Below are 22,576 nucleotides of genomic sequence, written 5' to 3'. Positions count from 1 at the left end.
ACGTATCGCTGCACTTTTATGCAATCGACTTCGGAAGCATCACCCAGCGGGACACCACGAAGGTGACCGGGATCGCCGCCGCCGAGGCGAGCAGTGGGGCGAAGCGGCTCCCGGCGTGCAGGACGTCGACGATCACGTACACGCCGACGGTGGTGATCAGGAAATTGGTGGCGTTCGTCAGCGGGAACAGCAGGAATTTCCGCCAGGTGGGCCGCGTCCGATAGGTGAAGCGCGCGTTGAGGAAAAAGGATCCGACCATACTGAGCAGGAATGCCAGGACGTGCGCCGCGAGGTAGGGAAGGCCGGTCAGAAACAACAGGTAAAGACAGTAGTAGGTGGCGGTATTCACGACACCGACGACAGCGAAGGTGAGGATCTGCCTCGACAGCAGGGGATTGGGCATCAGGGGATGAGGTCTTTCGTCCGTTCCACGTTGGTCGCCTTCACCAGGAAGTGCGGGCGCCCCTTCACCTCGTAGTAGATGCGGCCGGTGTACTCCCCGATGACTCCCAGCATGACCATCTGCACGCCCGCGAGGGCGGTGACGGCGGTGATGATGGTCACATACCCGGGCGTCTGGACCCCGTTGACGAGCGCGGCGCCCACGATCCAGGCGGTGTACAGCCCCGCGCACACCAGCAGGCCCATGCCGAGCCAGAGGGCGGCGCGCAGCGGCCGGTTGTTGAAGGACAGCAGGCCGTCGAGGCCGTAGTTGAGGAGGCCGCGGAAGGACCAGGAGCTGCGGCCGGCCTCGCGCGCCGCGTTCTCGTACTCGAAGGTGGTGCCCGGGAAGCCGACCCAGGCGAACAGGCCCTTGGAGAAGCGGTTGTACTCGGTGAGGTTCAGGACCGCGTCCACCACGCGGCGCGACAGCAGGCGGAAGTCGCCGACACCGTCGACGAGTTCGACGTCCACCAGGCGGTTGACGAGCCGGTAGTACAGGCGGGCGGTGAGGGTGCGGACGAGACGGTCGCCGGTGCGGCTGCGCCTGGCGACGACCTGGTCGTGGCCCTGACCGCGCAGCTGCACCATCCGCTTGATCAGTTCCGGCGGATGCTGGAGGTCTGCGTCCATGACGACGACCGAGTCCCCGGAGGCGTGCCGCAGGCCCGCGAGCAGGGCCGCCTCCTTGCCGAAGTTGCGGCTGAAGGAGACGTAGCGCACCCGGGAGTCGCGGTCGGCGAGGTGCTGGAGGACGGCCAGCGTGCGGTCACGGCTGCCGTCGTCGACGTACACGAACTCCATGTCGTGGCCGAGCGGCAGCAGCTCGTCGGCGACCTTCTGGACCTCCTCGTGGAAGCGCTCCAGGACGGCTTCCTCGTTGTAGCAGGGCGCGACGATCGATATCAGCATGGCGGTCCCCCAGGGGCGCGGTCAGAGAACGGTGGTCACGCGCTCGCGCGGCGGCGTGGTCGTGGACGGTGCCGGGGCACGCCGGCGGCGGACGGCGGTGAGGGCGGTGAGCAGGCCGAGCGCGAGAAGCGAGGCCGCCCCGACGGCCGTGCCCAGCCGCAGGCCGGGCGGGCGGAAGGTGCAGGTCAGCGATACAGAGGTGGTGGAGGTGGTGGAGGTGGCGGCGCTGCCGGTCAGCGGGACGGCGATCAGGCCGTGGTACTCCCCCGCGGGCCGGGCCGGTCCGCCGCCGGTGGCGCACCGCCAGCCGGCGATCCGGGGCGCGGCGACGACGGCGATCCCCCTGCTGTCGGCGGGCAGTTCGGCCCGGAGGGTGCCGTCGGAGACGGTCACCCCGGTGGCGCCGGCGGCCTTCAGCCGGGCGGCCGCGGCACGCAGCCGCCCGGTGTCCAGGCAGCCGACCGCGCCGTCCGGGATGCGCCCGGGGCGGTCCGGGGACAGCTCGACGCGCAGCCTCCCGGAGGCCGGGGCCGGGCCGAGCGGCTCCATGGCGGCGCGGTTGCGCGGGTGGTCGAAGGTGAAGCGTGCCGCGGCCCCGGGGTCCGTGAGCCGCGCCGTCCCGGAGTAGTGCGGGGCCCACAGGTACACCTGGGTCCCGACCGGGCAGCGGGCCGTGATCGTGGGCCGTGCCAGGGCGTTCCCGGATCCGACCCGGCGCCCCCGGGCGGGCTTCCCGGCGTCGTCGTGCACGGCGAGCGTGGGCACGGTGTAGACGCGACTGCCGAGCAGCAGTTCCTGGTTGCGGTACGGCGACGGCCCGAAGGCGGCCCGGTCGGGAGCGGCCCGTACCGTCACGAGGGGCGGCACGTCCTGCCGGGAGACGGTCACCGGGCCGGCGTCCTGCGGGAGGCGCCGCTGGTGCGGGTCCGGCGGGTTGTGCACCCGGGCGCCGACCGAGAAGAGGACGTCGGTGACGGGGTTGTCCAGGCTCTGCACGCTCCGGCCGCGCGAGGTCCAGCCGCCGCCGAGCGCGGTGAGCGTGCGGCTGAGGACGTCGGAGGTCAGGCTGCTGTAGTACTGGGCGCCCTGGCCGCCCACCAGCATCGGGTCGTTGCCGACGGTCTGCTCGCGTCCGGGGTCGGTGCGGTACCGGGGCCAGCCGTCGGCCTCGGCGATCGCCGCCGCCTGCCGCTGCTGCCGCTGTCCCCAGGGCGCGTAGTCGTCGAGATGCGCGAGGCGCAGCCGGGTGGCCACGGCGGAGGTGGCGGCCGTCTCGCCGAGCTGCGCACCGAGCAGGAGTACGACGGCCAGGCCGGCCAGCCGGGTGCGCCGCCCGGCGTCGGCGCGGTGCAGCAGGGCCAGCCCGCCGAGCGCGCCCGCGGTGGCGAGCAGCAGCACCGGCCAGGTGTGGGCCCGCACCAGGTCGCTGCGGCTCGCGAGGGCCGTGATCAGGGCTAGGAGCCCGCTGGCCGCGGCGAGCGCGCGCAGGCCGGGCGGCCCGTACGACAGCGTGTGCCAGGCGGCGATCACCAGCAGCCCGCACAGTACGAAGGCCTGGCGGTAGGGGCTGCCCTGCGGGGTGGCGAACGCGTGCCAGACCAGGTGGGTCGGCGCCCACTGCATCGACAGGGTCATCGCGAGCACGAGGACCGTCCAGCCCGTGCGCACCCGGGCGGGTACCGCGCGGTGGAACGGGAGGGCGAGGGCGAGCAGCAGGGCCGTGACGCCCACGTAGCCGGCCGGGGAGCCGAAGCCGTACGTCGTCGGCAGCAGCCGGGCCAGCAGGTCCTCGCTCGCCACCGGGGTGAACGGGCGGACCCGGCCCGGGTGGGCGTGCTCGGTGCCGAAGTAGACGACGGTCACCAGCGGGGCGGCGAGGCCCACGCCGAGGACGACGGTGAGGACGGCGCGGCCCGCCGCCGCGAGCGCCGCCCTGCGGGACAGGCCGGCCTGCACCAGCCGGACCAGCAGGACCAGGCCGGCGCCGAGGGTGGCCATGTAGGCGGTGTAGAAGTTGGCGGTCCAGGCGAGGGCGACGATCAGGACGCCGGGCACGCGGTGGCGTCCGGCGATGGCCCATTCGCCGACCAGGCAGAGCAGGGGCAGGGCGATCAGGCCGTCGAGCCACATCGGGTTGTAGGAGGCGTCGGCGACGCTCCAGCCGCACAGGGCGTACGAGGCGCCGAGCAGGCCCGCCGCCCACCAGCGGCCGGGCCGCAGGGTCAGCAGCAGGCAGGCCATGGCGGCCGCGGCCGCGGCGGTCTTCAGACCGGTGACGGCGTACACCGCGAGGTCGATCTCGTCCCGTGGGAAGAGGGCGACCAGCGGGGCGAACGGGCTGCCGAGGTAGGTGCCGAGGTCGGGCAGGAAGCTGGAGCCGTAGCCGGACTGCCAGTTGACCAGGAGGCCGCCGTCGGCCCTGCCGTGCAGCAGGTCCCAGAGGTGGGCGTGGAAGGGCACGTACTGGTTGCCCAGGTCGTTGACGCTGCGCGTGCGGGGGCCGAAGGGGTAGCTGCGGGCGAGGACGTCGGCGGCGCAGAAGGCCGCGATCGTGACGGCCGCGGCGAGCAGGGCGGCGGCGCGCCTCGGTCGGGATATCACTTTCACGCCCGGTTCCTGTCCTGCATTCTTCGGCGTCCCCCATGGAATGTGCTGTTCACTGATTCGCCGGCTTAGACGGGGCACGTTTCTGATTGGTTGTGCGCTCACCAAAAAATGAGACGGCGTCTTCCGAATACGGAAAACGCCGCGTGAATTTCATGAAGGACGGGAAAACGTTGGCTTTCCGGAAGGTGTTTCGAAGGTGAATCGGCCTCTCCTGGAGCACCTGGGAGGGGTGCTCGCCGGGCGGGCTTGACCTGGAGCGCGCTCCAGGTTCTACGGTTCTTGTCATGACCAGCGGACAGCCCCTCCCGCGGCGCCCGGAGCCGTCCTTGACGATCGCCCAGGTGGCCGAGCGCACCGGCCTCTCGCACGACACGCTGCGCTACTACGAGAAGGCCGGCCTGATCGAGCGGGTCGGCCGGACCACCGGCAACCAGCGGCGCTATCAGGCGGCGGACCTCGCCTGGCTGGAGTTCCTGCTGCGGCTGCGCGAGACCGGCATGTCGATCGCCGACATGCAGCGGTTCGCACGGCTGCGGGCGGCGGGGGACGCGACGGTCGCCGACCGGCTGGCGATGCTCCGCGAGCACCGGGCCGAAGTGGCCGTCCGCATCCGTGCGCTCAGGCGCAACGCGGCGGCGCTGGACGACAAGATCGACCACTACGAAGGGCTGCTGCACGGCGGGCAGCCGGGAACGGAAGACCGGACATGAGCGAGAGCACCACCCGTGACGAGCGTTTCGCGCACGGCCTGGAGGTTCTGAAGAAGGTCGACGGCGAGGCCGGGCAGCGGGTCGTCGACTCGCTCGCCGACATCAGCCCGGAGCTGGGGCACCAGATCGTCGCGTGGGCCTTCGGGGAGATCTACGACCGGCCCGGGCTCGCCCCGCGCGACCGTCAGCTGGTCACCCTGGGCATGCTCACCGCGCTCGGCGGCTGCGAGGCCCAGCTGGACGTGCATGTGAACGCGGCGCTCAACGTGGGCCTCACGGCCGAACAGATCACCGAGGCGCTGCTGCACTCCGCCGTCTACTGCGGCATACCGAAGGCGCTGAACGCGACCTTCGCCGCGAAGAAGGTCTTCGCCGAGCGCGGGCTGCTGCCGCTCGGACGGCAGCCCGCGGACGACACCGTGGCTACCTCTGCTTGATCCGCAGGAAGGTGACGGAGTTCGCCGGGAAGGTGTACGTGAACCTCCCGGCGACTCCGGTGAACGTGGACGTACGCGGGGCGACCGCCGTGGACGTCTCGGTGTTCACCGCGCCGGGCGCTGCGGCCAGGGTGGCCACCCGCCCTTGGACGCCACCTTCGCGCCGCCCAGGTCGATCGCCGTGCGGGCCGCCGAGGCCTGGGCGCCCACGACCTTGACGATCAGCTCACCGGTCTTCGCGTCCCGGGTGACGACCTGGCGGAACGGCTCGGCCGGCCTGTCGTCGGTGAAACTGCCCCACTGCTGCCCGTCCAGGAAGAGGGTGACCTGGCGGCCGCGGACCTTGATGTCGATGTCGTAGGCCCGGCCGGTCTCGACCGAGCCCGCGTTGGAGATCAGCGTGGACTTGCCGCCGTCCACCGCCTGCTCGACCGCGCTCTGGGTGTTGTTCCAGCCGCCCAGGTTCCCCCAGTAGTGGTTGCCGGTGTCCTTGACGCCGAAGGCCACGAGGAAGCCCTCCTCGCCGGACTTCTTGGTGGCCTTCACATGCAGGTCGTAGTCGTGCCAGGACGTGTCGTCGGCCTGGACCATGGTGCTCTCGGGCGATATTCGAAATATCAGACAGTGGTCAGTATTTCGAACAGCAGGATAGGGAAGGGGTATGAGCACGTCAATGGGGCGGGCACGACCGCCGCGCGTAGGCTCGGCACGGGCTCGCAAAGGGGTGACGATGAACGGAATGTGGCCCGTGGCCGATGTACTGGCCCATCTTGCCGGGCGCTGGCGCGTGGAGCGGACGGTCCGGGATCTGGCGGGCGGGGACGAGGGGCTCTTCACGGGAGCCACCCTCTTCCGTCCGCTCGACGGCGGCGGGCTGCTGCACGAGGAGTCCGGGACCTTCACCTGGCAGGGCGTGGCGCGGCCCGCGACCCGTACCCTGCGGTTTCTGCCCGGGGACACGCCGGGCACGGCGGACGTACGCTTCGCGGACGGCCGGCCCTTCCACGAGCTGGACCTGACCTCGGGACGCCACGTCGCCGACCACCCCTGCGCGGCCGACCTCTACCGCGGCGAGTTCACGGTCACCGACGCCGACCACTGGCACACGGTGTGGTGGGTCGGCGGACCGGCGAAGGACCTGGTCCTGACCACCGCCTACGTGCGCGAGGGCTGAGCGCTGACACCGTCGAGGCGGAGGTTCCAGCGGCCCGAGCGGCCCGTCACCGTGGTCGCCGACAGCGGGCGGACGTCGATGTTCCAGTAGGTCGCGGGGGGTGCCTTCAGCGCGTACACCAGCGCTGCGCGGATCACCGAGGGCTCGGCGACGGCGACGATCCGGCCCCCGTCGTCCGCCGGGCGGGTGTCCAGCCAGGCGCCCACCCTGGAGATGAAGGCCAGCAGCGACTCGCCGCCGTGCGGCGTGGAGCGCGGGTCGGCGAGCCAGGCGTCCACCGACTCCGGCTCGCGGGCCATCGCCTCTCCCAGTGTCAGCCCGCGCCAGCGGCCCATGTCGCAGTCGCGCAGGGCGAGCTGCACCAGCGGCGCGTATCCCAGGGCGTCTCCGGTGGCACGGCTGCGCGGGGTCGGGGAGCAGTAGCGCAGCTCGGCCGCCGCCAGCGGCAGCAGGTCCCCTGCGAGGCGCTGCACCTCGTCCCAGCCGGCCTGGTCCAGCGGCCTGTCGTCCTCGAAGCGCTCCGCCAGCAGCGGAGAACTGCGCGCGGCGGCGACGAACGTCACCCGAAATGGCATGCGGTGATGGTGTGCCTCGGATGTGCGCAGGTCAAGGGCTGTTGCCTGTGAGTTACCCGAGGTATGCGGATGCTTACTCGAAGGGGTGGACCAGCCACTGGTCGGGACGGTCCAGCGGCCGGAAGCCCAGCTTCTCGTAGACCCCGTGCGCGTCATGCGTGGCGAGTACGATTCGGCGCACCCCGAAGGGGCGCAGGTGGTCCCGGACCCGGCCGACGAACGCCGTGCCGACGCCCTTGCCGCGCGCCGCGGGGTCCACGTACACATCGGCGAGCCAGGCGAACAGGGCCCGGTCGGTCACCACGCGCGCGTACGCCACCTGGTCGCCGGAGGCCGTGTCGTAGACCCCGAAGTTGATCGAGGACGCCATCGCCCGCTCGTGCTTCTCCCGTGGGCGGTCGACAGCCCAGTAGGCGTCGGTCGACAGCCAGCGGTGCACGCGGTCGACGTCGACGCGGGCGGTGTCGGCGGAGAACTCGTAGCCCTCCGGGAGGGCGGGTGCGTCGCTCATGCGGGGATCCTCACAGGCCCGGCGGACCGGAGTCGACCCGATTTCCCCGCCCGGTGCGCACGGGGGCCGGTGCCTTCCGCGCGAACACCTCGTCGCACGCCACCCGCAGCCGCCGCACGCCCTCCGTGATCTCCCCCGTGCCGGCCACGGCCGCGAAGCTCAGCCGGAGGTGGCCCGCGGGTGGTTCGGCGCTGAAGTAGGGGCGGCCGGGGGTGAGGGCGACGCCCGCGCGCAGGGCGGCGGCGGTCAGGGACGGCTCGTCGCCCCCGTCGGGAAGGCGCAGCCAGAGGTGGTAGCCGCCGGCCGGGACGTGCGGCAGGGAGAGTTCGGGGAGGTGGAGGGCGAGCGCACCCGTCATGGCGTCGCGGCGGGTCTTCAGCTCGGCCGAGAGGGACCGCAGATGGCGGGGCCAGGCCGGAGAGCCGACCAGTTCCAGGGCGGCCTCCTGCAGGGGCCGGGGGACGAAGAAGCTGTCGACGACCTGGATGGCGCGCAGGCGTTCCAGCACGGGCCCGCGTGCGGCCAGCGCGCTCACCCGGAAACTGGGCGAGGTCGCCTTGGTCAGGGAGCCGACGTGGACGACCACGCCGTCGGGGTCGTCGGCGGCCAGCGGGCGGGGCAGCGGGCCCGAGTCCACGTGCACGAGACGTCGCACGAAGTCGTCCTCGACGATGAACGCGCCCGCCGTGCGGGCGATGCGCAGCACCTCGGCGCGGCGGTCCGGGGCCAGGACCGCGCCGGTCGGGTTCTGGAAGAGGGGCTGGCAGACGAACACCCGGGCACCGGTGGCCCGGAAGGCGTCGGCGAGCAGGTCCGGACGCACGCCCTCCGGGTCCACGGGCACCGGGACCGGACGCAGGCCGGCCGCACGGGCCAGGGCCAGCATGCCCGGGTAGGTGGGCGACTCGACCAGTACCGGCGCACCCGGCGGTGCCAGCGCACGCAGGGCCGTGGCCAGGGCGGACTGGCCGCCGGCGGCGATCAGCACCTCGGCGGCGGTGACGGCCCCGCCGATGCCGCGCGCGAACCACTCCCGCAGCTCCGGCAGTCCCTCCAGCGGCGGCCTGCCCCAGGCGCCGGGCCGTCGCCCGGCCCGGGCCAGGGCCGCGGCCATCGCACGCTCGGGCTGCAGCGAAGGGTGCGGATAGCCGCCGTTGAACTCCAGCACTCCCGGCGGCGGGGCGGCGAGCGAGACGGTGACCCCGGAGGCGTCCACCGTGCGCGGTACGAGGTCGGCGGCGCCGTCGGCGCTCAGCGCGACCTCCTGCCAGGAGGTGTCCCCGGTGGGCTCGGCGGGCGCGTGCGGCCGGGCACGGAAGGCGCCGGCGCCCGGCCGGGTGACCACGAGTCCCTCGGCGGCCAGCTGGGCCAGGGCCCGGGAGACGGTCACCGGACTGACCCGGAACCGCTCGACCAGCGCCCTGCTCGACGGCAGCTTTCCACCTGGTGAGTAGCGGTCGAGTTCCCGCCTCAGCTGCTCTGCGAGTTCGCCCACACTGCTACGCTCATGCATGAGAGCACAGAGTAGCGCTACTACCCCGACAGCGATAGCGGTCCCCGCTCCCTCGGAGCGCCGGTCCCACGGCACCGCTCAGGCCGCCCTCGGCGTGATCGCCTTCTCCCTCACCTTCCCGTCCACCGCCTGGGGCCTGGAGAGCTTCGGCCCCTGGTCGCTGGTGGCGGTGCGCAGCGTCCTCGCGGCGCTCGTGGCGGGCGGATGTCTGCTGATCCTGCGGGTGCCGCTGCCGGACCGCCGGCATCTGCCGGGCCTGGCCGTGGTGGCCGCCGGGGTGGTGATCGGCTTCCCGCTGCTGACCACGCTGGCTCTGCAGACCTCGACCACCTCCCACGCCGCCGTGGTGGTGGGCCTGCTGCCGCTGACCACCGCCGTCTGCTCGGCCCTGCGCATGGGCAACCGGCCCTCGCGGCGGTTCTGGCTGGCGGCGCTGGCGGGTGCGACCGCCGTGCTCGCCTTCACGGTCGGCCAGAGCGGCGGCACCCTCACCGCCGCCGACGGCTACCTCTTCGCCGCGCTGCTGGTGTGCGCGGCCGGGTACACCGAGGGCGGCAGACTGGCCCGGGTCATGCCGGGCTGGCAGGTCATCGGCTGGGCACTGGTCCTGTGCCTGCCGCTGAGCCTGCCGGCCGCCGCGCTGGCGCTGTCGTACGAGCCGGTCCATGTCACCGGACACGGCGTGGCCGGTCTGCTGTGGGTCGCGCTGGGCTCGCAGTTCCTCGGACTGGTCGTCTGGTACCGCGGCATGGCGGCCATCGGGATCCCCAGGGCCAGCCAGTTGCAGTTGGCCCAGCCGCTGCTCACACTGGTGTGGTCGGCGCTGCTGCTGGGCGAGCACCTGACTGCGGCCGCTCCGCTGACCGCTGTCGCCGTGCTCGTCTGCATCGCCGTCACCCAACGGTCGTGACCGTGAGGAGGGCCTGATGCGCGCAAGCGTGGGCGACAAGCTTGTCCAGCACGGCAGGGTGGTCGGACAGCACGACCATGTCTCCGAAGTCGTCGAGGTGCTGGGCTCGGAGGGCAACCCGCCCTACCGTGTGCGGTTCCCGGACGGGCACGAGGCCGTGATGTCCCCCGGCCCCGACTGCCAGGTCAAGCACAGGGACAAGGAACAGCAATAGATCAGCGCGGTGGCGTCGCCGGCTCCCGGTAGTGGTCGGCGACCACCCGCGCCATCGCCCCGACGGGATCGACCGCCACATCCTTGGCGGCGAAGAACACGTGCCCGTGCACCTGCGGATACCTTGCCGCGAGCGTGAGGTGCCGGGACAGCTCGACCGGGTCCTGCCACTGCGACGGCTGCCCGGCGGCCCCGGCCTTGTACAGCGCCTCGCCGATGTAGAGGCGCGTCCCGGTGCCCTTGGCCACCCCCGCCCACCACTCGACCAGGGTCGCATAGTCGGCGGCGGCGAAGCCGATGTGCCAGTAGAGCTGCGGGACGATGTAGTCGATCCAGTGCCGCCGCACCCAGGTGCGGGTGTCGGCGTGCAGATCGTCGTACGTCTGCACGCCCGCCCGGGTGTCCGAGCCGCGCGAGTCGGTGGCGGCGTTGCGCCACACCCCGAAGGGGCTGATCCCGAACCGGGTGCCGGGCCTTACCCGCTTGATGCCGGCCGCCATCTCCTTGACCAGGCGGTCGATGTTGTCCCGGCGCCAGGCGGCCCGGCTGGAGAAGTCGCCTCCGTACCGGTCGTAGGCGTCGTCGTCGTCGAAGGTCTGCCCGGCGACCGGATACGGGTAGAAGTAGTCGTCGAAGTGGACGGCGTCGACCGGGTACTTGCCGACCGCGTCGAGCATGGCCCGCTGGACGAAGGCGCGCACCTCGGGCAGACCCGGGTTGTAGTAGAGCTTGCCGCCGTAGGGCACCACCCAGTCCGGATGCTTGCGGGCCGGGTGCGAGGGGGCCAGCCGGGTGGGGTCGGTGTGGTTGGCGATGCGGTACGGGTTGAACCAGGCGTGCAGTTCCAGGCCGCGGGCGTGCGCCTCCTGCACGGCGGTGCCGAGCGGATCCCAGCCCGGGTTCTCGCCCTGGGTGCCGGTGAGGTACTGCGACCAGGGCTCGTACGGCGAGGGCCACAGGGCGTCCGCCGTGGGCCGCACCTGGAAGACGACCGTGTTGAGCCGGTCGCGGACCGCCCTGTCCAGATGGGCGATCAGTTCCTCGCGCTGCTCGGCGGGCGTGAGACCGGGGCGCGAGGGCCAGTCCCGGTTGGAAACCGTCGCCAGCCACACCCCTCGCATCTCGGCGGCCGCACGCGGCCCCCTGCCGTCCGGGCCCCGCCGGCCCGGCGCCGCCGCCGCGCCCTGTGCCGTCGCCAGCGTCGACAGTGCTGCCATCGCGAACGCCCGCCGCGAGATTCGCCCCATATGGATACCCCCAACGCTCCGGATCCGCGCCGTCACGGATCGTTCCGCGCCCCAGGATGCCCCCACCCGGACGATCGATCATCGATACTTGGCGGTAACGTGCACGATCGGAGCAGGCGCCGAACCCGGGAGTCCTGCCACAGCCGCCACAACCAGCGAAGGGAACGATGTGACCGACATCGAGCGCATCGGAGTCGTGGGCTGCGGCCAGATGGGCGCGGGCATCGCCGAGGTCGCCGCCCGCGCGGGACTGGACGTGAAGGTCGCCGAGACCACCGGCGAGGCCCTGGAGATCGGCCGTACCCGGCTGTTCAACTCCCTGGGCAAGGCCGCCGAGCGCGGCAAGATCACGGAGGAGGAGCTGGAGGCCACGCAGGCGCGGCTGAGCTTCACCACCGACCTCGGCGAGTTCGCCGACCGCGATCTGGTGATCGAGGCCGTCGTGGAGAACGAGCAGGTGAAGACGGAGATCTTCCAGGTGCTCGACCAGGTGGTGACCCGTGCGGACGCGATCCTGGCCTCCAACACCTCCTCGATCCCGCTGGTGAAGCTGGCGGTCGCCACCTCCCGCCCCGACCACGTGGTCGGCATCCACTTCTTCAACCCGGCGCCGGTGCAGAAGCTGATCGAGCTGATCCCGGCGCTCACCACGTCCGAGGGCACGCTCAGCCGCGCCCAGGTCTTCGCCGAGAAGGTGCTCGGCAAGCACGCCATCCGGGCCCAGGACCGCTCCGGGTTCGTGGTGAACGCGCTGCTGGTGCCCTACCTGCTGTCCGCGATCCGCATGTTCGAGTCGGGCATCGCGAGCCGCGAGGACATCGACAACGGCATGGAGATGGGCTGCGCCCACCCGATGGGCCCGCTGAAGCTGTCCGACCTGATCGGTCTGGACACCATCGTGTCCATCGCCAACTCGATGTACGCCGAGTACAAGGAGCCGCTGTACGCCGCTCCCCCGCTGCTGCAGCGCATGGTCGAGGCGGGCCGGCTCGGCCGCAAGACGGGTTCGGGCTTCTACACCTACGGCTGATTACTCGCCGCGACGCCCACGGGCCCGGCACCGGACTCGGTGCCGGGCCCATCTGTTTCACACACCGTGTGCGCGCCGGGCACGCATATGCCCTTCGCACACGCTCCCCAGGCGCCCACCAGGCGAGTTCACTCTTCATGCGCATGCAAGGGATGCGGAACAACCACGTTCGACTACGGAAAGGAGTGGACCCGTGACCACCGATCCGGAGCATCCCGTGGTCCATGGAGAACTCGCAGAGTTACGGCGCCGCCTCGACGTGGCGTACGCCCGAGTCGAGGGAGGACTCGCCCTGCTCAGTCACCGCACCGAGGAGACCGCCAAGGAAGTGGACGAGCTGCACTCGCGCATGTCCTCGCTGGAGCACGCGCGCTGGCCGCTGCCCTCGGTCGCCGCCCTCGCGGCGCTGGGAGCCCTGGTGGTGACGGTCTGGCAGGCGCTGGCCCACTAGGCGTCGGCGAGCCTGAGGTGGTGCAGCAGGAGTAACGCGGCCGCCATGTTGGCGGCCGGGACCTCCCCCCTGGCTATCAGGTCGGGGACGACCTTGAGGGGAACCCATACCCGGCGGTCCGACTCGAAGTCGTCCACGGGGTGTCCGACGTACTCGCCCCGGTCGGACCAGTAGATGTGGTGCCGGGCGTCGGTGAGGCCGTTGGACGGCTCGACGCTCATCAGGTGGTGCAGGGGTCCCGGCCGCCAGCCGGTCTCCTCCTCCAGTTCCCTGGCGGCCGCGCTCGCGATGTCCTCGCCGTCCTCCACCACACCGGCGGCCAGTTCCCAGCCCCAGCTGTCGGTGATGAACCGGTGGCGCCACAGGAGCAGGACTTCGTTGGCCTCGTTGACCACCGTGGCGACGGCGACCGGCCGCAGCCGGATCAGGAAGTGGTCGAGGTGCCGGCCGTCCGGCAGCTCGACATCTGCGAGGTTGACGCTGAACCAGCGGTTTTCATACACAGTTTGTTCGTTCTGTTTCGTCCACTGCACGGTTCTGCCACCTTCCGACGAGTAAGTGGCAATATCGCAGCAGGGACTGTGTACCTACAGTGCGCCTACAGCGGTACGCGCAGTGCGCCGTCGATGAGTTCGGCGGCTTCGGCGGTCCCGGCCGAGCCGCAGCGCACCAGATGCTCGCGTACCGCGCGCAGTCTGTCGCGCAGCCGCTGGGACTCCATCCCGCGGGCCTGCTCGGCCATCTGCACGGCGGTGGCCACCGCCTTGTCGGCGTTGCCCTGCCGCAGTTCGATCGTGCTGAGCATGGCGAGCCGGTGCACCCGGCCGCGGTCGTGGGCCGGGTTGTCCACCGCTGCCGCCGCGTGCTCTCGGGCGGCGGCGAGTTCGCCGAGGCTCAACAGCGCCTCGGCCACCTGGACGTTGACCAGGCCGGGCTGGACGTAGCCGGTCTCGTCGGGCTCGTACCCGCGCCGGATGCGGTCGGCGGCCGTCTCCGCACGGCGTATGCAGGACAGCGCGCTGCTCGAGTCGCCGAGGTGGGCGTACGCCTTGGCCTGCATCGCGTACAGATCCGAGGCCAGCGCCGGGGTGATGTGCTTGCCGGCGGCGCGCAGGGCGGCCTCGGCGAAGGCGACGGCCTGCCGGTACTCCCGCATGAACAGCGACTGGTTGACCAGCAGCGCGATCACATAGGCGCCGAGTCCCCGGTCCCCGCTGGCCTTCGCGAGTCTGAGCGCCTGGTGGAAGTAGCGCTGGGCGAGCCCGTGCGCGTCGGAGTCGTACGCGCAGATGCCGGCGATCGCCACCAACCCCCCGGTGGCCCGGTGCAGTTGACGGCCGGTGGCGTCGGTGTAGCTGCCGCGCAGCAGCGGGGCGGCCTCGGCGTTGAGGAAGCCGACGATCCGGGTGCGGGTCGCGATGCCGCCCGCCTTGCGGTACATCTGCTCGTAGTGGGTGCGGGCGGCGCGCAGCATCTCGAGGTCGGCCGGGGTGACCCGGTGCCGGCCGCCCCGTGAGACGTCCTGGTCCTCGGGCGGGTTCTCCCACTCCCACACCGGCATCACGGCGGGGGTGCCCGTGACGGCCGGCGCGCCGAGCACGTGTGGGCGCTGCTGTTCGTCGGAGCGCCACAGCGCGGTGGCGCGCTCGACGAAGCCGGAGAGCGAGCCGGTGGTGGGGTTGCTCGGCCGGCCGGGCACGCCGAGGCCGATGTCGTCCAGGGTGACCGGCCGGTGCAGCCGGCCCGCCAGCACCTCGCACATCAGGTCGGGCACCTGGCCGCGCGGCCGCTGCCCCTTCAGCCACCGTGCCACGGCGGTGTGTTCGTACCGGAGCGCGAGGCCCCGTCTCCGGCCGGCCTGGTTGACATGGGCGGCGAGACCGGCGTGCGAGATCCCCGCCTCGTCCAGGATCGCGTCGAGCAGTGTGTTGGGCTGCATGGGTTGCCCCCCGAGTGGCCTGGTGCGGTCAGCGTAGTGGCTCCGCTTTCACACGGGGTGTGAACGGAGTGCGCGCATCCGCACTGTGTGCACGCTGTCGCGGAGCGTGTTCTGCCGCTTGACTGAGGACCTCGAAAGAGACCGGCCAAGCCGCCGGCTCCCCCTCAGAAAGCGGTGGCTTGGCCGGGCGGGACTGCCGCGGTGCCGTCAACGGGGTGTCGTGGGCTGGGGGTCGGTGGGGGCCTGTCGGGCGGTTCCCCGCATCCCCGGGGCGAGTCCCCGTTGCCGGTCGTTGCGCAGCACGAGAAGCGCGATGTCGTCGGCCGGTCTGCCCCCGGTGTGGTTCAGAAGGGCTGTGAAGACCGTGCGGAGGACGGTCTGGGGAGTCACCGGGTGGCTGCCCACGATCTCGCGCAGCACCGTCGGCAGAGAGAAGAACCGGCCCCGGGCGTCTCTCGCGTCCTCCGCGCCGTCCGTGAAGAGCACCAGGGACTCGCCGGGGAGCAGAGGGCCGCACAGGTGCGCCTCCGGCTCCGCCGGCAGCGGGAAGGGGCCGAGGGGCGGCAGGGGGTCGGCACGGGTGAGGGGCTCCACGCGGGTGCCGCTGAGCAGATAGGGCCAGGGATGGCCGCAGTTGAGCGCGCGCACCTCTCCGTCCCGGCCGATCTCCAGCAGCAGGACGGTGACGAACTCCTCGGCGACCGGCGGGCCCGGGTCCTGCCCGTTCGCCGGGTGGTCGGCGCGGGAGCGCTCACGCAGATGACGGGCGTGGGCCCGCTCCAACCGCCCGAGGACACGGGCGAGTTCGGCCTCGTCGTGGGCGGCCTCGCGGAAGCTGCCCAGGAGCGCGGCGACGGTGCCGAGGGCGGCGAGTCCATGGCCGCGCACGTCGCCCATGACCACGCGGACGCCGTGCTCGGTCGCGACGGCCTCGTAGAGGTCGCCGCCCACGGCCGCGCCGCGGTCGGCGGACAGTTGGGCGGCCGCCACGTGCAGCCCGTCGAGGCGGGGCGGAAGAGGCCGGAGCAGCACGCTCTGCGCGGCGCCGGCCACCCGTCGGGCCTGCCGGAGTTCGCGCAGCAGGGTGCGCCGGACATGGAATATCAGTCCGGTTCCGACCGCGACGAAGACGGCGCTGGTGACGATGCGCGCGCCGAGCCCGTCCTGCTGGGCGAGTGGGCAGCCGACCTTGTAGCCGACCGCCACGGCTCCCCAGACGCCGGGCAGTACGGCTGCCCGCGCGGTGGGTGCCCGTGCCTTGATGCGGATCATGCCTCTGGTCCCCCATATGGACCCTGACAGAGCAGACGGACCGGCCCCGAGGGGCCGGTCCGATCTTTCTACGGCATGACCCGGCTGGGTCAGATCGCTTCGGATTCCCACCCGAATGAGTGAGGCTACTCCGGCCGACCTGCATTTATGCAGGTCGGCCGGGCGGAATCAGCCTCTGAGAACGGCACCCGTCCGCTCGCCCGCCAGGGCCACCGCGGCATCCCTGGCGGCAGACGCCTCGTCCACCGTCAACGTACGGTCGGCCGCCCGGAACCGCAGTGCGTAGGCGAGGGACTTGCTGCCCTCACCCAGCTGCTCGGCGTTCTCGTAGACGTCGAACAGGCGGATGGACTCGAGCAGTTCACCCGCACCCTCGCGCAGCGCCGCCTCGACCTCTGCGGCCGGCACCGGCTTGTCGACCACGAGGGCGACGTCCTGCGTGGCGACCGGGAACGCGGAGATGCCCGGCGCCTGCGGGACGCCGTCGCCCACCGACTCCAGCGCGTCCAGGTTCAGCTCCATGGCGCAGGTGCGCTCGGGCAGTCCGAGCGCCTTCAGGACGCGCGGGTGCAGTTCGCCCGCGTGGCCCACGACCTGCTCCGTGCCGTCCACGGCGACCGCCAGCTCGGCACAGCGGCCGGGGTGCCAGGGACCGTACTGGCCCTTGCGGACGATCAGTTCGGCGCCGGCCTCACGCGCGACGGCGCGTCCCGCCTCGACCGCGTCGGCCCAGTCGGCCGGGCGGCCCCTGCCCCACCAGCCGGCCTGCTCGCGGGCGCCCGCGAGGACGACGGCCACGTGCCGCGGCTGCTCGGGCAGCGCGGCGTTCAGCTCGCCGATCTCCTCGTCGGTGGGACGCCGGTCGACGGGCAGGTGGACGGCGGCGCGCTGCTCCTCGCGGGGGTGGAACACCAGCCCGGTCTCGAACAGGGCCAGATCGTGCGAACCCCGGCCGTCGTTGCGCCGCAGCGCGCCGAGCAGGCCCGGCAGCAGCGTCGTACGGAGCGCGGGCTCCTCGTCGCTGAGCGGGTTGACCAGCTTGACGACGCGGCGGGCCGGGTCGTCGGCGTCCAGGCCGAGCTGGTCGAAGACCTGCTCGGCGACGAACGGGTAGTTGGGCGCCTCGACGTAGCCCGCGCCGGCCAGCGCCCGGCCGGCCCGGCGGTGCAGCCGCTGCCGGTGGGTCAGCCCGCGGCCCGAGGGGAGGTTCGGCAGCGTGGAGGGCAGGTTCTCGTAGCCCTCGAGACGGATGACCTCCTCGGCGAGGTCGTTCGGGTCGACGAGGTCGGACCGCCAGGACGGGACGGTGACGACCAGCTCGTCCTGCCCGTAGACGTCGCAGCCGACCTGCTGCAGTCGGCGCACGACCGTCTCACGGCCGTAGTCGACGCCCGCCACCTGGTCCGGGTGGTTGGCCGGGATGGTGATGGTGTGCGGCGCGGACGGCGCGACGACCTCGGTGACGCCCGCCTCGGCCGTGCCGCCCGCGAGCAGCACCAGCAGGTCCACCGTGCGCTGGGCGGCGGCGGCCGCGGCCTGCGGGTCGACGCCGCGCTCGAAGCGACGGGACGCCTCGGACAGCAGCTTCTGACGGCGGGCCGTACGGGCGATCGACACGGCGTTGAAGTGGGCCGCCTCGATGACCACGTCGGTGGTCGCGTTCTCCACGTCCTCGTGGTCGGCGACCTCGGTGTTGGCACCGCCCATGACACCGGCGAGACCGATGGGGCCGCGGTCGTCGGTGATCACGAGGTCCTCGGCGTGCAGCTTGCGCTCGGCGCCGTCGAGGGTGACGAGCTTCTCGCCCTCCTCGGCCCGGCGCACGCCGATCGTGCCCTGGACCAGCCTGCGGTCGTAGGCATGCAGGGGCTGACCCAGCTCCATCATCACGTAGTTGGTGACGTCGACGGCGAGCGAGATCGGACGCATGCCGACCTTCTGCAGCCGGCGCTTGAGCCAGATCGGGGAGCGCGCCTCGGGGCTCAGGCCGGTGACCGTACGGGCGGTGAAGCGGTCGCAGCCGATCGGGTCCGAGACCTGGACCGGGTAGCCGAACGCGTTCGGGGCCGGTACGTCGATGAGTGCCGGGTCGCGCAGCGGCAGGCCGTAGGCGATGGCGGTCTCGCGGGCGACACCGCGGATGGACAGGCAGTCGCCGCGGTTGGCGGTGACGGCGATGTCCAGGACCTCGTCGACCAGCTCCAGCAGCGCGATGGCGTCCCTGCCGACCTCGGTCTCCGGCGGCAGCACGATGATGCCGTGCGTGCCGTCGTCGCCCATGCCCAGCTCGTCGCTGGAGCAGATCATGCCGTGGGACGTCTTGCCGTAGGTCTTGCGGGCGGAGATGGAGAATCCGCCGGGGAGCGTGGCGCCGGGCAGGACCACGACGACCTTGTCGCCGACGGCGAAGTTCCGGGCGCCGCAGACGATCTCCTGGGGCTCGCCGGTACCGTTGGCCTGGCCGACGTCGACGGTGCAGAAGCGGATCGGCTTCTTGAAGTCCTCCAGCTCCTCGATGGTCAGCACCTGGCCGACGACCAGCGGACCCTTGAGGTCGGCGCCGAGCTGCTCGACGGTCTCGACCTCCAGGCCTGCCGAAATGAGCTTGGCCTGGACGTCACGGCCGGTTTCGGTCGCCGGCAGGTCGACGTACTCCCGCAGCCAAGAAAGCGGGACCCGCATCAGATCTCCATCCCGAACGGCCGGGTGAACCGGACGTCACCCTCGACCATGTCTCGCATGTCCTCGACGTTGTGGCGGAACATCAGCATCCGCTCGATGCCGAACCCGAAGGCGAAGCCGCTGTACTTCTCCGGGTCGACGCCGCAGGCGGTCAGTACCCGCGGGTTGACCATGCCGCAGCCGCCGAGCTCGATCCAGCCCTCGCTGGAGCAGGTGCGGCAGGGCCGGTCGGGGTTGCCGACGGACTCGCCCTTGCAGACGTAGCAGAGCATGTCCATCTCGGCGCTCGGCTCGGTGAAGGGGAAGAAGTTCGGCCGCAGCCGGGTCTTCATGCCCTCGCCGAACAGGGACTGGACCATGTGGTCCAAGGTGCCCTTGAGATCGGCCATGGTCAGGCCCTCGTCCACGGCGAGCAGCTCGACCTGGTGGAAGACGGGCGTGTGGGTCGCGTCCAGCTCGTCGGTGCGGTAGACGCGGCCCGGGCAGATCACGTAGACCGGCAGCTCGCGGTCGAGCAGCGAGCGGATCTGCACGGGCGAGGTGTGGGTGCGCAGCACGACACCGGACTCGGTGCCACCGTCCGGGCCCTGCACGAAGAACGTGTCTGCCTCGCCGCGGGCCGGGTGGTCCGGGCCGATGTTCAGGGCGTCGAAGTTGAACCACTCCGCCTCGACCTGCGGGCCTTCTGCGACCTCGTAGCCCATGGCCACGAAGATGTCCTCGATGCGCTCCGAGAGCGTGGTCAGGGGGTGCCGGGCGCCGGCCGGTACGCGGTCGTACGGCAGCGTGACGTCGACGTCCTCCTCGACCAGCACGCGGGCGTCCCGCTCGGCCTCGAGCTCGGTCTGGCGGCCGGCCAGGGCCTTGTTCACCGCACCGCGGGCCATGCCGACGCGTTTGCCGGCCTCGGCCTTGGCGTGCGGGGGCAGGGCGCCGATCTCGCGGTTGGCGAGGGCCAGCGGGGAGGCGGGGCCGGTGTGGGCGACCTTGGCCTCGTGGAGCGCGTCGAGGGAGTCCGCGGCGGCGAAGGCGGCGAGCGCCTCGTCCCGCATGCGCTCGATCTCTTCCGGTTTCAACGTCTCGACCTCGACAGGGTCGTACGACTTATTGGGTGCCGACATCTCTTCCCGTGCTTCCGATTGGCTGGCGGATGGTCCCCGTCACCGACTCGTGAGGGCCGCGTGAAGGTCACAAAGGTGCCAAAGGCCGAGTCTAACGGGGTGGAGATAGACGAATGGCCCGTGGGCCGCTAGGCGAGATACGCCGGCGCGCTCACGGGCAACGTAAATCGGAACTCGGCGCCGCCGCCGGTGGCGCGGCCGACCGTGATGACACCGCCGTGGGCCTCGACGATGCCCTTGACGATGTAGAGCCCGAGGCCCGTGCCACCGCGCTTGCTGCCCCGCCAGAAGCGGGTGAAGACGCGGTTCATGGATTCCTCCGGGATGCCGGGCCCCTCGTCGCTCACCGTGACCGACGTGCCGGTGTCCTCTCCCTCGCGGGGGGACGCCGAGGGCGTGACGTCAATGGTGACGGTTCCCTCGCCGTGCCGCACGGCATTTTCCAGCAGGTTGCTCAGCACCTGGTCGACCTTGTCGGGGTCGGCCCACAGGGCGGGCAGCGGCTGCTCGATGCGCAGCAGGAAGCGGTCGGCGGGCTGGCCGGCGGCGACGTAGGCCTGGATGTGCCGGCCGACGGCCGCGCCTATGTCGACGGGCTGGCGGCGCACCTCGAGCCGGCCGCTGTCGATCCTGGAGATGTCCAGCAGTTCGGCGATGAGCCGGGTGACCCGGTCGGCGTCGGCGTCGACGGTCTCCAGCATCAGCCGCTTCTGGTCGTCGGTGAAGCGTTCCCACTTGGCGAGCAGCGTGGCGGTGAAGCCCTTCACGGACGTCAGCGGCGAGCGCAGCTCGTGGGCCACGGTGGCGATCAGCTCGGCGTGGCTGCGCTCGGTGCGGCGGCGGGCCTCGGTGTCCCGCAGGGAGACGACGACGCGGTGGACCGGTCCGAGGGGTTCGGCGCGCACGTACCGGGCGGAGACCAGGACCTCCCGGCCGCCGGGCAGCAGCAGGTTGCGCTCGGGCTGCCGTACCCGGATGGCGAGGCCGCCGTAGGGGTCGGTGAGCAGCCACCAGCGCCGGCCCTCCAGGTCCTCCAGCGGCAGCGCCTTCTCCAGGTGCTGTCCGAGGGCGTCGGCGGCGCGGAGGGCGGTGATGCGTCCGGCGGCGGCGTTGAAGCAGACGACGCGGCCGTGCTCGTCGGCGATCACCAGGCCGTCGGGCAGCTGGTCCGGGTCGATGCCGGTGAGGTCGCCGCACCCGGGCGCGGGGTCGCGCCGCGCGTCCCGTCCCCCCGGCGCGCTGCTCGTGCCGACCACCCTCATCCCCGTACCCCACCTCTCAGACGGCGCAGGGCCCCGAACTCGTCACCCTACTAGCTCTCGGTGACGGAGCGGCACCCTCCGGAGGCGCGCTGTGCACGGGCCGACGCGTAGAGACATACGGCGGCGGCCGTGGCGAGGTTCAGGCTCTCGGCCTGCCCGTGGATGGGGACGCGCACGACGGCGTCGGCGAGGGCGCGGGTCTCCTCGGGCAGTCCCCAGGCCTCGTTGCCGAACACCCAGGCGGTCGGCCCGCCCATCGTGCCCTTGTCCAGTTCCTCGTCGAGGTCGTGTTCACCGGCCCCGTCGGCGGCGAGGATCCGCACACCGGCGTCCTGCAGCCCGCGCACGGCCTGCTCGACGGGTACGCCGACGGCGACGGGCAGGTGGAAGAGGGAGCCGACGGAGGCGCGGACGGCCTTGGGGTTGTACAGGTCGACGGAGGCGTCGGTGAGGACGACCGCCTCGGCGCCGGCGGCGTCGGCACAGCGCAGCACGGTGCCTGCGTTGCCCGGGTCGCGGACGTGGGCGAGTACGGCGACGAGCTTGGGCCGGGCGGCGAGCACGTCGGCGAAGGGGGTGTCCAGGAACCGGCAGACACCGACCAGACCCTGCGGGGTCACGGTGGTGGAGATGTCGGCGACGACCTCCTCGGAGGCGAGGTGCACCCGGGCGCCCGCCTGCCGTACCGCGCCGACGATGTCGGCGTACCGCTCCGCGGCCTCCACGGTGGCGAACAGCTCGACGAGGGTCGGCTGCCCGGCGACCCGGTGCCCGGCGGCCTCCCGCACGGCCTGCGGTCCCTCGGCCAGGAACAGCCGGTCCTTGCCCCGGAAGTTCCGCTTGGCGAGCCGACGGGCGGCGCTCACACGGGCGGACCGGGGAGAGATCAGCTCGGGGCTGACGGGCGGCATGCTCTTCTTCACCTTCGGGAGAGTCGTCTGGTTTCCGACGCCGGCGGGGTGTCGTGCCCCCGAAGGGGCGCGGGAACCGCGCGACCGGCCACCGCGGACCCGTGGCCGAACAACGCACAAGGGCCCCAACAACAGGACCCGCAAGCCATGACAGCCTGCGGGTCCAGTGAGCGTCGGCTAGAGACAGCGCAGCGTCACGCGGCCTTGGGCGCGTTCACGTCCGCCGGCAGCGCCTTCTGGGCGACCTCGACGAGGGCGGCGAAGGCACCCGCGTCGTTGACGGCCAGCTCGGCGAGGATCTTGCGGTCGACCTCGACGTTGGCGGCCTTCAGACCCTGGATGAAGCGGTTGTAGGTGATGCCGTTGGCGCGGGCAGCGGCGTTGATGCGCTGGATCCACAGCTGGCGGAAGTCACCCTTGCGCTTCTTGCGGTCGTTGTAGTTGTAGACCAGCGAGTGGGTGACCTGCTCCTTGGCCTTGCGGTACAGGCGCGAACGCTGACCGCGGTAGCCGGAGGCCTGCTCGAGGATCGCCCGGCGCTTCTTGTGGGCGTTGACTGCCCGCTTGACGCGTGCCACTTGTTAACTCCTTGTAGCGGGGCCGTGGGGGTACTCACACGACCCGGAAACGATTGGGTCCCGGTCCAGACGTACGGCGC

Annotated in this window: 22 protein-coding genes and 1 pseudogene; 7 read left to right on the top strand and 16 right to left on the bottom strand. The window is 72.0% G+C overall.

Annotated features, from left to right (window positions below; translation table 11 throughout):
* Window positions 1-16: 16 nt before the first annotated feature.
* Genes AC07CM_RS14315 through AC07CM_RS14305 form a run of 3 tightly spaced genes read right to left on the bottom strand, consistent with a single transcriptional unit; the run spans window position 17 to window position 3,960 of the window.
* Window positions 17-403, bottom strand: a complete 387-nt coding sequence (locus tag AC07CM_RS14315; RefSeq protein WP_478876673.1) for a GtrA family protein — start codon at window positions 401-403, stop codon at window positions 17-19.
* Window positions 403-1,353 carry a glycosyltransferase family 2 protein gene (locus AC07CM_RS14310; protein ID WP_478876672.1) on the bottom strand — a complete coding sequence of 317 codons (951 nt, stop codon included), beginning with the start codon at window positions 1,351-1,353 and terminating at the stop codon, window positions 403-405. Before AC07CM_RS14310 ends, AC07CM_RS14315 begins: the two co-directional genes overlap by 1 nt.
* A gap of 21 nt (window positions 1,354-1,374) precedes the next feature.
* Entirely contained in the window at window positions 1,375-3,960 is a 2,586-nt protein-coding gene (locus AC07CM_RS14305; RefSeq protein WP_478876671.1) for a YfhO family protein, read from the bottom strand.
* Window positions 3,961-4,244: 284 nt separating this feature from the next.
* Here AC07CM_RS14305 and AC07CM_RS14300 point away from each other — a divergent pair, with 284 nt between their 5' ends.
* A complete protein-coding gene (locus tag AC07CM_RS14300) occupies window positions 4,245-4,670 on the top strand; it encodes a MerR family transcriptional regulator (protein WP_478876670.1) in 426 nt (141 codons plus the stop codon).
* Window positions 4,667-5,107 carry a carboxymuconolactone decarboxylase family protein gene (locus AC07CM_RS14295; protein ID WP_478876669.1) on the top strand — a complete coding sequence of 147 codons (441 nt, stop codon included), beginning with the start codon at window positions 4,667-4,669 and terminating at the stop codon, window positions 5,105-5,107. The genes AC07CM_RS14300 and AC07CM_RS14295 overlap by 4 nt, the downstream gene beginning before the upstream one ends.
* Here AC07CM_RS14295 and AC07CM_RS14290 read toward each other — a convergent pair.
* Window positions 5,094-5,707, bottom strand: a pseudogene (locus AC07CM_RS14290) (alpha-L-arabinofuranosidase C-terminal domain-containing protein); the annotation flags it as partial. The gene AC07CM_RS14295 and the pseudogene AC07CM_RS14290 sit on opposite strands and share 14 nt — an antisense overlap.
* A gap of 130 nt (window positions 5,708-5,837) precedes the next feature.
* Between AC07CM_RS14290 and AC07CM_RS14285 the strand changes: the two are divergent.
* Entirely contained in the window at window positions 5,838-6,281 is a 444-nt protein-coding gene (locus tag AC07CM_RS14285) for a DUF6314 family protein (RefSeq protein WP_478876668.1), read from the top strand.
* Here AC07CM_RS14285 and AC07CM_RS14280 read toward each other — a convergent pair.
* The 3 genes from AC07CM_RS14280 to AC07CM_RS14270 all read right to left on the bottom strand — a co-directional run bounded on the left by AC07CM_RS14280 (window position 6,263) and on the right by AC07CM_RS14270 (window position 8,880).
* A complete protein-coding gene (locus AC07CM_RS14280; protein WP_478876667.1) occupies window positions 6,263-6,856 on the bottom strand; it encodes a histidine phosphatase family protein in 594 nt (197 codons plus the stop codon). The genes AC07CM_RS14285 and AC07CM_RS14280 overlap by 19 nt on opposite strands.
* Window positions 6,857-6,929: 73 nt before the next feature.
* Complete coding sequence (locus AC07CM_RS14275; protein ID WP_478876666.1) at window positions 6,930-7,367, bottom strand: GNAT family N-acetyltransferase; 438 nt, start codon at window positions 7,365-7,367, stop codon at window positions 6,930-6,932.
* Window positions 7,368-7,377: 10 nt separating this feature from the next.
* The gene (locus AC07CM_RS14270; RefSeq protein WP_478876665.1) at window positions 7,378-8,880 is read right to left on the bottom strand and encodes an aminotransferase-like domain-containing protein; all 1,503 of its coding nucleotides are present in this window, start codon (window positions 8,878-8,880) and stop codon (window positions 7,378-7,380) included.
* Here AC07CM_RS14270 and AC07CM_RS14265 point away from each other — a divergent pair.
* Both AC07CM_RS14265 and AC07CM_RS14260 read left to right on the top strand, forming a co-directional pair.
* The gene (locus tag AC07CM_RS14265) at window positions 8,879-9,790 is read left to right on the top strand and encodes a DMT family transporter (protein WP_478876664.1); all 912 of its coding nucleotides are present in this window, start codon (window positions 8,879-8,881) and stop codon (window positions 9,788-9,790) included. The genes AC07CM_RS14270 and AC07CM_RS14265 overlap by 2 nt on opposite strands.
* Window positions 9,791-9,806: 16 nt before the next feature.
* Window positions 9,807-10,004 carry a DUF1918 domain-containing protein gene (locus AC07CM_RS14260; RefSeq protein ID WP_478876663.1) on the top strand — a complete coding sequence of 66 codons (198 nt, stop codon included), beginning with the start codon at window positions 9,807-9,809 and terminating at the stop codon, window positions 10,002-10,004.
* Between the two features lies 1 nt (window position 10,005).
* Here the strand turns inward: AC07CM_RS14260 and AC07CM_RS14255 are convergent, their stop codons facing one another.
* On the bottom strand, window positions 10,006-11,250 hold the full coding sequence (locus AC07CM_RS14255) for a glycoside hydrolase family 10-like protein (RefSeq protein ID WP_478876662.1): 1,245 nt from the start codon (window positions 11,248-11,250) through the stop codon (window positions 10,006-10,008).
* 169 nt (window positions 11,251-11,419) lie between these two features.
* On the opposite strand from AC07CM_RS14255, the gene AC07CM_RS14250 reads away from it, so the two are divergent.
* A complete protein-coding gene (locus AC07CM_RS14250; RefSeq protein ID WP_478876661.1) occupies window positions 11,420-12,280 on the top strand; it encodes a 3-hydroxybutyryl-CoA dehydrogenase in 861 nt (286 codons plus the stop codon).
* A 193-nt stretch (window positions 12,281-12,473) separates the two neighbouring features.
* The gene (locus AC07CM_RS14245; RefSeq protein ID WP_478876660.1) at window positions 12,474-12,731 is read left to right on the top strand and encodes a hypothetical protein; all 258 of its coding nucleotides are present in this window, start codon (window positions 12,474-12,476) and stop codon (window positions 12,729-12,731) included.
* Here the strand turns inward: AC07CM_RS14245 and AC07CM_RS14240 are convergent.
* The 8 genes from AC07CM_RS14240 to rplT form a co-directional block, all read right to left on the bottom strand.
* Entirely contained in the window at window positions 12,728-13,264 is a 537-nt protein-coding gene (locus AC07CM_RS14240; protein WP_478876659.1) for an NUDIX hydrolase, read from the bottom strand. The two genes, AC07CM_RS14245 and AC07CM_RS14240, sit on opposite strands and share 4 nt — an antisense overlap.
* Before the next feature lie 65 nt (window positions 13,265-13,329).
* Complete coding sequence (locus AC07CM_RS14235) at window positions 13,330-14,670, bottom strand: transcriptional regulator (protein ID WP_478876658.1); 1,341 nt, start codon at window positions 14,668-14,670, stop codon at window positions 13,330-13,332.
* 207 nt (window positions 14,671-14,877) lie between these two features.
* The gene (locus AC07CM_RS14230; protein ID WP_478876657.1) at window positions 14,878-15,942 is read right to left on the bottom strand and encodes a PP2C family protein-serine/threonine phosphatase; all 1,065 of its coding nucleotides are present in this window, start codon (window positions 15,940-15,942) and stop codon (window positions 14,878-14,880) included.
* Window positions 15,943-16,110: 168 nt separating this feature from the next.
* Entirely contained in the window at window positions 16,111-18,624 is a 2,514-nt protein-coding gene (gene pheT / locus AC07CM_RS14225; protein WP_478876656.1) for a phenylalanine--tRNA ligase subunit beta, read from the bottom strand.
* Complete coding sequence (pheS, locus tag AC07CM_RS14220) at window positions 18,624-19,745, bottom strand: phenylalanine--tRNA ligase subunit alpha (RefSeq protein WP_478876655.1); 1,122 nt, start codon at window positions 19,743-19,745, stop codon at window positions 18,624-18,626. The genes pheT and pheS overlap by 1 nt, the downstream gene beginning before the upstream one ends.
* Before the next feature lie 128 nt (window positions 19,746-19,873).
* The gene (locus AC07CM_RS14215; RefSeq protein WP_478876654.1) at window positions 19,874-21,007 is read right to left on the bottom strand and encodes a sensor histidine kinase; all 1,134 of its coding nucleotides are present in this window, start codon (window positions 21,005-21,007) and stop codon (window positions 19,874-19,876) included.
* A gap of 50 nt (window positions 21,008-21,057) precedes the next feature.
* Complete coding sequence (locus AC07CM_RS14210) at window positions 21,058-21,918, bottom strand: TrmH family RNA methyltransferase (RefSeq protein WP_478876653.1); 861 nt, start codon at window positions 21,916-21,918, stop codon at window positions 21,058-21,060.
* A gap of 194 nt (window positions 21,919-22,112) precedes the next feature.
* Window positions 22,113-22,496: a 50S ribosomal protein L20 gene (rplT, locus tag AC07CM_RS14205; RefSeq protein ID WP_055492778.1), complete on the bottom strand. Its 384-nt coding sequence runs from the start codon at window positions 22,494-22,496 to the stop codon at window positions 22,113-22,115.
* Window positions 22,497-22,576: the final 80 nt, after the last annotated feature.

Source organism: Streptomyces sp. NPDC044061, assembly GCF_056434305.1.
This window is presented reverse-complemented; position numbering and strand designations above follow the sequence as displayed.